General features: G+C 61.9%; 15 protein-coding genes. All 15 read right to left on the bottom strand.

Annotation, left to right across the window (positions count from 1 at the left end):
- On the bottom strand, window positions 1-498 hold a 498-nt coding region (locus AN189_RS18175), incomplete at its 3' end, for a hypothetical protein (RefSeq protein ID WP_056039454.1).
- Between the two features lie 10 nt (window positions 499-508).
- Entirely contained in the window at window positions 509-1,672 is a 1,164-nt protein-coding gene (locus AN189_RS18170) for a hypothetical protein (protein WP_056039451.1), read from the bottom strand.
- Window positions 1,669-1,920 carry a hypothetical protein gene (locus AN189_RS18165; RefSeq protein ID WP_157057567.1) on the bottom strand — a complete coding sequence of 84 codons (252 nt, stop codon included), beginning with the start codon at window positions 1,918-1,920 and terminating at the stop codon, window positions 1,669-1,671. The genes AN189_RS18170 and AN189_RS18165 overlap by 4 nt, the downstream gene beginning before the upstream one ends.
- Complete coding sequence (locus AN189_RS18160) at window positions 1,917-2,357, bottom strand: hypothetical protein (RefSeq protein ID WP_056039446.1); 441 nt, start codon at window positions 2,355-2,357, stop codon at window positions 1,917-1,919. The genes AN189_RS18165 and AN189_RS18160 overlap by 4 nt, the downstream gene beginning before the upstream one ends.
- Window positions 2,358-2,411: 54 nt before the next feature.
- The gene (locus tag AN189_RS18155; RefSeq protein WP_056039443.1) at window positions 2,412-2,624 is read right to left on the bottom strand and encodes a hypothetical protein; all 213 of its coding nucleotides are present in this window, start codon (window positions 2,622-2,624) and stop codon (window positions 2,412-2,414) included.
- Window positions 2,625-2,644: 20 nt separating this feature from the next.
- Window positions 2,645-3,346, bottom strand: coding sequence for a lysozyme (locus AN189_RS18150; protein ID WP_157057568.1), 702 nt, complete (start codon window positions 3,344-3,346; stop codon window positions 2,645-2,647).
- 55 nt (window positions 3,347-3,401) lie between these two features.
- Window positions 3,402-3,923: a hypothetical protein gene (locus AN189_RS18145; RefSeq protein ID WP_056039438.1), complete on the bottom strand. Its 522-nt coding sequence runs from the start codon at window positions 3,921-3,923 to the stop codon at window positions 3,402-3,404.
- A complete protein-coding gene (locus tag AN189_RS18140) occupies window positions 3,916-4,215 on the bottom strand; it encodes a hypothetical protein (protein WP_056039435.1) in 300 nt (99 codons plus the stop codon). The genes AN189_RS18145 and AN189_RS18140 overlap by 8 nt, the downstream gene beginning before the upstream one ends.
- Window positions 4,216-4,257: 42 nt before the next feature.
- Window positions 4,258-5,118 (bottom strand): phage tail protein, encoded by an 861-nt coding sequence (locus AN189_RS18135; protein ID WP_056039433.1) that lies wholly within the window; start codon window positions 5,116-5,118, stop codon window positions 4,258-4,260.
- On the bottom strand, window positions 5,115-6,017 hold the full coding sequence (locus tag AN189_RS18130) for a hypothetical protein (RefSeq protein WP_056039430.1): 903 nt from the start codon (window positions 6,015-6,017) through the stop codon (window positions 5,115-5,117). Before AN189_RS18130 ends, AN189_RS18135 begins: the two co-directional genes overlap by 4 nt.
- Window positions 6,018-6,025: 8 nt before the next feature.
- On the bottom strand, window positions 6,026-9,547 hold the full coding sequence (locus AN189_RS18125) for a hypothetical protein (RefSeq protein WP_056039426.1): 3,522 nt from the start codon (window positions 9,545-9,547) through the stop codon (window positions 6,026-6,028).
- 10 nt (window positions 9,548-9,557) lie between these two features.
- Entirely contained in the window at window positions 9,558-9,842 is a 285-nt protein-coding gene (locus tag AN189_RS18120) for a hypothetical protein (protein WP_056039424.1), read from the bottom strand.
- A gap of 8 nt (window positions 9,843-9,850) precedes the next feature.
- Window positions 9,851-10,240: a hypothetical protein gene (locus AN189_RS18115; RefSeq protein WP_056039421.1), complete on the bottom strand. Its 390-nt coding sequence runs from the start codon at window positions 10,238-10,240 to the stop codon at window positions 9,851-9,853.
- Complete coding sequence (locus tag AN189_RS18110; protein WP_056039419.1) at window positions 10,237-10,689, bottom strand: hypothetical protein; 453 nt, start codon at window positions 10,687-10,689, stop codon at window positions 10,237-10,239. The genes AN189_RS18115 and AN189_RS18110 overlap by 4 nt, the downstream gene beginning before the upstream one ends.
- Window position 10,690: 1 nt before the next feature.
- Complete coding sequence (locus AN189_RS18105) at window positions 10,691-11,080, bottom strand: DUF3168 domain-containing protein (protein ID WP_056039416.1); 390 nt, start codon at window positions 11,078-11,080, stop codon at window positions 10,691-10,693.
- Window position 11,081: the final 1 nt, after the last annotated feature.

Genomic DNA, 11,081 nt, shown 5'->3' with positions numbered 1-11,081 from the left:
TGTCATCGCATCGGCCACCGCCGTTGATCGGTTGGCAATGTCAGAAACCACGCGGTCAAAGCCCTTTGCCAGCGCAGGCACCCGAATTGCACCCGCCGCGACTGCCTTTAGGAACGCATCGGCCTGTGCTGGCAGATCGTCACCCATCGCAGCAAGACGCGCGCGGAATCCGTAAAGCCAGGCGTTGACGGCATCGCTTTCGGACGGCTCGTTGTGCGATGTCGAACCAGCGGTGCGCGCATCGTCCAGCGCCGCAACCGCCGCCAGCACCCCCAACAGCGCGACCGCCGCCGTGTCTGCCGTGGCGCCCAGCAGGCTCGGCACATCGCCCGCCGTCCGGTCGATCCGGCCCCGGATCGCGTCGCGCGCGGCCTGCGCCGCCGCCCGTGCCTCGGCCTCTGCGATTGCTGTTTCAGGATAGCCCAATTCCAGCGCCTCGGCGCGGGTCACAGAAACCGTTGTTCGCGAACCGTCGGTCACGTTTAGAATATCGGTCATTTTGTCCTCTTTAGTTGATTAGCAGGCCACCGCCAGCACCCGAACTGATTGCGACCTGCCCCCCGTTCAGCAGCGTTGTTGTCCGATGCGCGACAACCGCCGTGCCCTGCGCGTAGTCGATCCCGGTCATGCCGTCGAATGTCACCCGGTTCGCAGAAAGCGAAACGACCGAACCGCCGCCTGTATTCATCAACGTGAATTCGCTCGCTCCGATTAGGCGACAATCCTCCATGATGATCCGTGTCTGTGATGCAGTTGGCACGTCCCAGAAACGCGCAACGCCCCAACCCTTCGATGCGTTCAATTTAGCCGGTGCGATCAGACCTACATGGTCAAAGTGAACCTGCGAAAACCTGCCAGGCTTGAACCGATAAAGCTGATTACCCGCCCCGGTTTCATACGCCGCAAATGCAATGTCCGGATCAGCACCAGAACCCACCCGACCAAATCGCAAGATGCGATCACCCGGAAAAATATCCTCTGAAACAGGATGAACTGCACCGGCCCGCAAAGAAAGCTGGACAGATGCGCGATCAATCGTATCCGCCAGCGCCGCCGCAATCGTCGTGTATGTCCCGCCATTGCCGCCCACCGGATTGACCGCATCCGGGTCGATCGTGGCGCTGAAATTCAGACCCGCCGCAGCTTGTGCCGCCTGCGCCTGCAAATCGGACAGCGCGACGCTGGCATCGGCATCAAAGTCGGTCAGTGCTTGTGCGGTCTGCGCCCCTGCCGCTGCAACAGCCGCCGCCGTCTGCGCCTCTAGTTCAGCGATCGCCGCCAGAATATCATCGCCCGTTTCGGAAACAAACATTGTGACCGGATCGGTGCCGACCGTTTCGACTTCAGACGTGATGTAAAACCAGTGACGCGCATACCTGGCACCGCTTGCAATACGAAACCGCGAACCGAAAAAATCGGCAGGGCTGTCCATATCATCCGCCCGCACCCAGGCACCCGCCGCCGCAATGTAAATGCCGTTTTCCGCCGGATCGGTCTGCGATGTCGCAAAGACCCGATTGCCTGCCACAATGGCCACGCCGTCGACCGGACTAAGACCGGACAGCGACAGGTTGACAGGACTGGCGACCCGGCATTCAGCGTGCGGTTGATGCACATTGAACCGCGCCAACGCCTCGACGGTCACAAGGTTTCGGATCAGGTTTTCAGTCATGGCAATTTCACTTTGATTGATGTTTCGGTCTGATCGATCACGGCATCCGCCGCGATGCTGACGGTGACGATACCGTCAGACCCGATCACGGCATCGCGCAGCGGTGTGCGGCGGCTCTCGCGCAATGCGAACCGCGCCAGACGACCGAACGCGCCAACATGATGCAGCGACGGCGGCAAAGCCTCGCCAGCGACACGCCGATCCCCCAGGAACACGCGCCGCACCGGCACATCGCCAAACCGCATCACTGATCCGACCTTTCCAGATAAAGCGTATTCGGGTCTGTTTCTGCCAGCGCGTCGAATTCCGCCAGCGTCAGCAACACGACCCGCGCACCGCCCGCCAGTGATAGCGTCGGAAACACCGCCCCGGTCGGCTCGATCGTGCCGCGCACGTCCAGCGCACCCTGTCGCAAAATCTTGCGCCGCTTTGGATTGCTGACATCCCAGATCTCCATCTGATAGACATCCGGCGCAAGGTGTTGGATCACATCAGGCGCGACAACGATCACGCCACCCGTGCCCGCGACCTCTAGGTCGGCGTCGCGCGCGACATCCTTGCCGATCGTCATTCTCAAAGAAAATGGATAGTCTGCGACCGTAACCGTATGCGCCTGCCCCTGATACATCGTCAGGCGATCGGTCAACACCTTGCCATCAAATTTCAGATCGATCCTGTCCGACATTCTTGCCCCCGTGCGATTGTGGCGGCGGGCATTGCAGCCCGCCGCGATGGATGATCAGACCGCCCCACCGCGCGCCTTGATCACGCGAGACAGCGCAAAGGTTGCACCGCTGCCGCCAACCCAGACCAGACCCGCGATCGCAGCCCCCGCCGCGTCGACATCGACGGTCAGAATCCGCGATGCGGCGTCATATTCGATGAACCCCACCGCAGCGGCGATCACCCCCGCCGCAGGATACATGACGAACGTGCGCAAAATCAGCAACATGACAGACATAGATGGCCCTCCTAGACCGTTTGAAATTCATCAAGCGCACCCGCCGCGCGATCCTGCGCCGCGACCAGCTGCGTCGCCAAATCCTGCGCGCGCCGCAGTTCCAGCGCGACCGGCGACAGATCGATCATCGCGGGCAGATCGGCCGCAGACGGTTCAGGCGTCGCCTTGAACCGTTCCAGCAGTTCACCACCCCGAATGGTCGACAGCACGCCCGCCAGCCGCCCTTGTCCGTTCGTGCGCCAGATCGTGATCGTGTCGCCGTTCGCGTCGTAATTTCCGGTCTGGAACAGTCGCATTTCCGCCGTGCGCCGCTTGCGAATTTCAGGCGGTTTCAGCCAGCCCATGAAATGCCGCGCCGCGTTCGCCTGCCCTGCGTTGATCGCGGCGGTCAACAGCGCCCGATTGATGCCGCCCGTATTCAGATCAAACGACACCAGCGCGTCAAATTCATGCTGCGCAACCGACACCGCGATCGCCCGGTTGACCCGCGCGGCATAACCCGCGACATCGATGCGAAACTGCGCGATTGCGGCGTCGATCGCCGCATCGACATCATCCGGCATCGCGCGCGGCATCCGCGCCGGATCGGGACCGCCAGCGGCGGCGGTATGCCCAACCCCCCAGGTCCAGACCCCCACGCTGTCCAGGTATGGCGCGGGCACAATCCCCTCGTGTTCGCAAATTTCCAGCAGCCCGCGATCCGATACCGTCATGTCATGCGTCATTGTTCACCCCCAAGGTGTGCAGTCGATTGAAAGAAAATGATTGTCAGTCTGGCGACACCGTGCCCCACGGCCCGCCCGCGAAATGGTTGATCTGGCGATCCGGCCCGAACGGGCAATCGCGGTGCGCTGCGAAAATATCCCACCAGATCGGCGCAGGCCGCGCGCCTTCGATCGGCAGCGGATCGCGCACCGTCATTGACCACGGCCCCCACGCCTGCGCCTGCTGCATCGGCGGGCGGTTGCCCGGCTGGCGTATTGCATCCTCGACAGTCGTATCGACGCGGACACGTTCGCGACTGCCATCGTCAAAAGTGATGTATCCGGTCAGCCAGTCAAAATCGCATTGCACCTTGATCATGTCACCCATCGACACGATGCGGTCAGGCGTCGCGACCTGCTGCGTCACCGTCACGGCGCGAAATGGCGTCATGGCAAAGACATCGCGCACGATCCGTTCCTGTTGCAGACGCCCCATCAGTTCAGGCCACGCGCCATAGATCAGGACCGCAACACAGATCAGGATCAGCGACCGACTACGCCGCAAGGTGCAAGACAGGTTATTCATCACGCCCCCCCAGCCGCTTGCGCACCAGCGACTTGATGAATTCACGGTCTGACATGATCGCGGTCGCGACATCCAGGACCAGCTGCGCAAAGGCCATGATCAGCACCGCCGCGATCACCTCGGACCCACGGACAAACGGCGCAACCTCGTGCGATCCACCGACGCCCAAAAGCCCCGCCGTCGCCGCCTTTGCCGCGCGCATCATGATCGGATCGTTTTCCGCCGCCCGCGTCGCGACATAGATCAGCATCCCGGCCACGATCAGCCAGAATTCGACAGGCTTGTTCAACACGCCCGCACCCCCTTTGTAGGTCAGAAAGAAACGCCTTGCGGCTTAGGTCTGGATGCAGACCAGCACCGCGACGTTGTTCGGACGGTTTTCATCCTCGCCACTCGATTGCACCGTGACCGCGTGACTGTGCGACCCGGCGCTGTTCGTTGAAAATCCGTGATTATGGCTGTCGTTTGACGTGTCCGATCCAAAAGACCCGCCGCCATCCCGCAGGACGCCGAAAACGGTGCCGCTTGTCGCCTCGCTGACAAAGACCCGCCCCTGCTCCAGATCGTGATCGTGCGCATGGGTGTCGGTAGTCCCGCTGTGACTGTGTGACCCGGCGCTATTCGTTGACGCGCCGTGCGTATGCGCCTTGTTCGCGCCCTCCTCATAGGAACCGACAGCGCGCCCCGACCCCGCCGCACGGCGGAACAAGTCTTGAAAATCGGGCAGATCAAAGGTTGTGGACCCATCACCCGGCCCGAACAGCGTCGCCTCTGCCCCCGCTGGGTCGACTAGTTCGTTTTCCTGCGCGTGCGCCCACAGCCGCGCGAATTCCGTGCGTGATACCGTGGCGCGATCCAGCACCAGCGCACCGCGCGGTGCGCTCTTGCCCATGACCTCGAACACCTCGCCCACGTCGCGAAATCCACCGGGCACGAACTGCAACCCCGTTTCGTCATCGCTGACACGGACCAGCTGCCCCGCCATGCCGGTCAGATCGGGCAAATCACCGGCATAGGCGGTCGCCCGGACCTCTGATAGCGCCTGACGAATGTAGGCGACGGATTCATTTAGGCGCGGCGCATTACCCTGGAACCACGCAAAGACCGCCGCAAAATTAGCGTTGAAAATCGGTTTCGGTTGCCCCTTTGCGGGCACCTGCGACGGGAAATCCTGAACCTGCGGCGGCGTCGTCATAGCGTTAAAACCTCTGCTGTGATCACGTCATGCGTGCCCTGCGGCTGCGCATCATAGTTTTCAATATAGCCATAACCGATCATCGCGGCGCGGCGCGTTCCCGATGAAAAAACGGCGGTTTTCCCGTCCGTTTTCAAAACCAGATCATTCAGCGCGTCTGCCTCTGCATTGCTGACCAGGATGTCATAGGTCATGCTTTTTGATGGCGCGCGCCGCTTTAACGTTGTGACCAGATCGCCCGCGACCTTGATCGATCGTGATCGCAGCCCGTATGAACTGCCACGCGGGCGCACAACGCCAAAGCTGTGCAAGAACCCCGGCACGATACTGGACACCCGCGCGATCCCGTCCAGCTGCGCGACCGTGATGTCGATCTGCGACCCCGGCGCGATACTGACATCAAGATTCAGGTATTCAGGCGACGGGTTGTAGTCCAAAAAGGCCCAATCCCAGACATCAAAATAATTCGTGCGATCAGGCACCGCGAAACTGATCTGCGCCTGATCACCCGGCTGATCCAGCGATGCCGTGATCTTCAGGTCCGTCGCTCGCAGGCCAAACATAGACAGGCCAGTCACCCAGGTATCGACCACCAGCGAATAGGTGATCTGATCCGGTCGCTGGACGAACGTTTCCACCGGCCTGATCTGATCCGACCCGATCAGCGTGTCGAAAGCGCGCAGCTTGGTTAACGGCCCGATGTTGACCCAGGCTGGATTCCCGTTGCCCGGCTGACTGCCCTGATTGACCGTGATCGCCTGCCACAGCACGCCGCCGAAATCGACCTGATCACCGACCGCATAGGACGCCCCGGCATTCCACACCGGATCATCTGCGACATTTGTGTCCAAAATCTGCGCCGCGCCGATCGCCGCCGGATCGATTAGATTAAATGGCATACCACCCCCTAAATCGCGGCATCTGCCAGCGCGCCGGTGTTGTCCGCGTTTTCACGCATCAACCCGATCAGCTGTTGCAGCTGACGCTCCACCATTCGTTGATGCGCGGCGTCCGCGCCCTGCAATGCGCCAGACGTGACCGCAGGCACCGACACCGGCGCAAGCGCATAGGCCGGAATCGCTGTGTTGACCTGCCCTAAACCCAACGCCGCGCGCGCCTGCCCGATGCGGTAGTCGACCAACGATCCGAAATCATCGGGCACCAGCGCGTCGACCGCCTCTTTTGCGTCCTCTAGCCGCCAGATCATTTTCTGCATTGCCGCCTGCGTCTTTGTCAGGCCCGCCAGTTCGCGCTCTTGCATCGCCGCCTTGTCGCCCTGCAATTCCATCAGGCGGTTTTCCAGTTCCGCAGTCTTTGCCAGCGACGCCTCGCGCGCTGCCGATCGCAGCCCGTCCAGTTCCAGAAACAACGGCGCAAGCCCCATCAGCGCCGCCGCAGACTTTTCGCGACCCTGCGCGATCAGACCGTCGACCCGCTTACGAAAATCCGCGATCGTCTGCGGCACCTTACCACCGACGACATCACCGAACGCCCGCGCGAAATCGCGACCGATTAGCTTGATCTTTTCGGACTGCGTATAAAACCCGTCGAAATAGGCGCGCGCGTTCGCAACAAATTGATCCGCGCCGCCCGCCGCATCGACCATCGCCCGCGCCGCTTTGGCGGTCTGCGCGGACATCGACAGCGCCCGATGGCCCAGCGACCGGAATGTGTCATTGACCACACCCACCGCCGCGACGATCGCATCCAGTGCCGCCTTGGCATTTTCGCCAGGACGGATCAGACCTTTCATCGATCCTTTCAGACCCCACAGCGTGCGCCACGCCAGATCATTCGCGACCTTTGACATTGCACCGGCGATCGCCTGCTGTTGTTCTGCCTCCGACAGACCCTTGGTCGAAATCTTGACCGATGCCGCGTAGTCACGCACCACCCAGGCACCGACACCCAAGGCCCGCGACGCATCGCGCGCCGCCGCCGTAACCTGCCCATAAGCCCGCATGATCGGCGCAGCAATCGCAGCACTTGCCGCCTTTGTGCTGTCGCGCGTTGACGAAATCAGACCAAACAACCGGCTGGACTTTGTTTTCGTAAACTCTGACACCGCAACGCGTGCGCCATTGGCTGCGATCTGGACGCCCTTTTCCAATTCCTCGACCTTCTTGCGAAACGCACCGACCGCCAGCGCCGCAGCCCCCAGCACCGGCACCGCCGCCCCCAGCGTCGCAGCAAAACCACCGCCAGCCGCCGCCGCGTTCGCGCCGATATTCAGCAGATTGCCCAGACCGCCAGACACCGCAGACCCCAGCCCGCCCATGACACCGGACCCGCCAGCACCCAGCCCAAACAGGCCGGACCCCTTGGCCGCGCTGCCCATGACACCGGACAGAATACCACCAGCACCGCCGCCGCCCCCGAATGCAGCGGACATCTGCAACCGGATCGGGTTTGCGATCGACATCGCGACCAGTTCGGAAATCATGCCCTTGAACGTGTCGACAATGCCGTCGCGCATGTTTCGGAAATTGCGAAACCCGTCTGCGGTCCAGTCACCCATCGCACCCGCGACCCGATCGATGCCACCGATCAGAACACCCGCCTGATCCCGCCCGACCGTTTCGGCATTCTTGCCCGCCTCGCGCATCGCATCCGCAAAGCCCTGCGCACGCGTCTTTGCCGCGTCCAGCTTTTCCGCCAGCCCAGCAACACCAGCCGCAGCACCCCCCGCGCCGCCACCGCCAGCACCGCCGCCCATGTCGACCAGTTCGTCATTCAGATCAGCGACACCATCGACCGCAGGCCGCACGACCGCATCGACATCCGTAACCGCACCGCGCAGCCCGTCCAGCGACGCAAGCGGTCCCTTTGCCGATGCCGCCAGCGTGCCCATCATGTCGCGATAGCTATTTGCTGCGACATAGGATTCGCGCGCGATGTCGGTCAGACCCAGATCGGGCACAGACAACGGGTTGGACGAAAATGCCGCATCAAATGCCGCCTGCGCCTGCCCTGCGGCATCGGACGCAGCCCCGGCGAATTCGTTGCCAATCCGGCCCATGTTGACATCGGGCACGATCGGCACGCGCCGTTCGACACCCAGCGCGTCCAGCCCCTTGTTGATGCCGATGATAAACACGTTGAACCGCGCAACCGCGCCGTTGATCATCGATTCAACGCCCGCGATCATTGCGTTTGCCGCCTGAAATACCATGTCACCGATCGCGGCAGGCAATGCAGACCAGATCGCCTTGATTGCAGAAAATGCACCCTGAAACGTATTCGACGCCGCGTTTCCGAACGACACAACAGATTCGACCGCTGACTGCATCGCGCTTGCGGCGTCGCCTTTGACATCGTGCCACGCCGCCGCGATCCGCGCGCCCATGTGCGCAAAAACCATCGTGACACGTTCGCCAACCTCGACTGCGACAGCGCGCAGCGCGTCCATCGCATTGCCGAAACCACCGACCCGATCGGAAAGCCTTTGAAACCGAACTACCGCCTCCGAAAGCCCAACGATCAGCAGACCGAACCCCGTGCTGGCCATAAGGCCCCTGACGGCGACAGTTAAACCCTTTGTCGTCGCAATTAATTGAAAGCTTGCGACGCGCGCCGCAATCAGCGCCTTGACATAACGCGCGCCCATCAACGCCACAGCCGTCGACACATAGGTCGCCAGCCTGTCCAGATTGCCGGTCAGACCGTCGATCACAGCGCGCAACCTGCCACCCTCGCGCAGACTTTCGGTCATGCGTTCCGCCAGCTTGCCCATCGCAGGCACCAGCGCGACCGCCAGCTGTTGCCCGGCGTATTCAGTGACCAGCGACAACCGCCCGATTGCATCGTTTGCCGCCTCGATACGTGCCGCATCAACATCGCTGACCGCCAGACCGTAATCCGCAATATCGGCCCGCGCCTTGCGGATGGCGTCGCCACCCTGCAACACCAGCAGCGCCATCTCGCGATTGCGCACCCCCAGGTCGCGCAGCACGGCGGTTGCCTGCCCCGCGTCATATCCAAGCGCCTTGATGCGATCCGCGATCAACGCCAGCTTTTCATCCGCATCCAGACCGGCAAACTGACCGATCGACAGCCCCAGCGCATCCAAGGCGCGTTGTCCGTTCCCCGACTTGCCAACCGTCGACAGTTCGCGATTCATCGTCTGGATGTCATTGGCAAGGCCAGCCAGCGCCACACCGGCCTCGCCGCCCGCCAACTGCAACGCCTTGAACGCCGCGACGCTGGCATCCATCCGCCGCGCCGCCTTTGCCGCCGCATCGATCCGATCAGCACCCGCCCGCGCCGCCGCCGCAACGGCACCAAACGCCGCAGTCGCGACCGCAGACACCGCAACAAATTGCTTGCGCATCCGGTCCTGTGCCGACTGGACACGGCGCGCGCCTTTTTCAAAATTTGCGCTGTCCATAGACAGATTGACGCGCAGCGCGCCAATGACCGATTGCGACATGGAATTGCCCCTAGGTGTCTGCGGTTTCGGAAATACTGATCAGCCACGCCTCTAGCTGCGCATCCGCCGCCGCATCATCCACCGGCGCAACCTTGATAGGCTTATAACGCGGCATCTTTTGCGGCTTGTGATACGCGGCGACGATCAGGCCGGCCAATTCATAGTTGCGAATGCGGGCAACCTCGTTTTCAGCCGCCCGCATGTTGTTGTGACCTTGCAGGATCAGGACAATCTCGCGCGGTGTCAGCGTCCAGAACAAGGCGTAATCACGCCCTGCATCCAGCCAACCGCGCAACAGATCATCTAGGAACCCTTGGCGACCTTCTTTGCCTTGGTCGCCGGTGGCGCGTTTCCCACGTCACCCTCTGCGGCGTCGCCATCCGCCGCCTGCGGCATGGATGCCACAACCGCATCCGTGACCGCCTGAAAAGCGGTTTCGACACCCATTTCCGTGATCAAAACGCCCGCTTGTTCCAGCGTGAAATCATCGCGACCCTGCACCAGAATGAACAGCAACAGCCGCAACATGCGCCAGTTGATGCCGCCTTCGGTCATGCGCTCGAAATCATCGAACAACGCCCGGCCCGTTTCATCCTCATAGGCGATGAACTCATTCGCCGTGCAGCGCAGCACATAGGTCGCGCCGTCGACATCGACAGTCACGACCCCACGGCGGCTATTCGCCACCGTCATGCCGCCTCCGGCGCAGTCGTGGTTGACGGACCCGTGCGCTGGATCATGTAGGTGAATTCCGACAGTTCCGTCAGTTCACCAACGTCCTGACCAACGGACGCAAACCCTTTCCACTCGAATTTGCGGCCTTGGGATTCGACCGCCTTCCGCCGCATCGTCAGACGATACCAGACAGGCTTGCCGGTTGTTTCGGTATGCGCGACATCCTCAAGCGCCTGCGCATAGGCTTCCGCCGTCCAGAAACGGGAAATTTCCAGTTCCTCGCTTTGAAACATGCCAGGCGCGAATTCCTGAAAATCGCCCTCGCTATCCATGTCCGTCGCGTCCAAGTATTCGCGCCGGTTTGACGGCACAGCAGGACGCTTGCAGTTCAGCATTTTTTGCCAGCTTGTGCCATCATCCAGCGAACGCTCCAAAACGCCGCCCTTCCAAATCGTCTTTTCGCCCATGTCACTCTCCTGTTGTGAACGCTGTTAAAAAATCCATCGACACGCGAAACGGACCGGTCGCACCGGCTGCACCGGCCTCCGAACCGTCACGCGATCCCGCGTGCGCCAGCGACATCAACCGCTGACCATCGTAACCATTGAGCAAGGCCAGAACGGCCCGTGACAGATGCTTTGCATCCGTAAAATCGTCTGCGTAGCAATCGACCTGCACCCGGCCCGTGCCCGCGCCGATCGCGCCATCCATATCGACCGGCTCAATCGACCCGACCACGTTCAAAACGATGGCCGGAAACGGCAAACCTTGCGGATGCCTGACGAAATTGACCCGCCGCCCCACGAAACCGGCGACGCCGGCGTCACCCAGCAGCAAGGCGCGCAATTCTTCTTCCACC

Source organism: Loktanella sp. 3ANDIMAR09, from assembly GCF_001420005.1.
Lineage (GTDB): Bacteria > Pseudomonadota > Alphaproteobacteria > Rhodobacterales > Rhodobacteraceae > Loktanella.
This window is presented reverse-complemented; position numbering and strand designations above follow the sequence as displayed.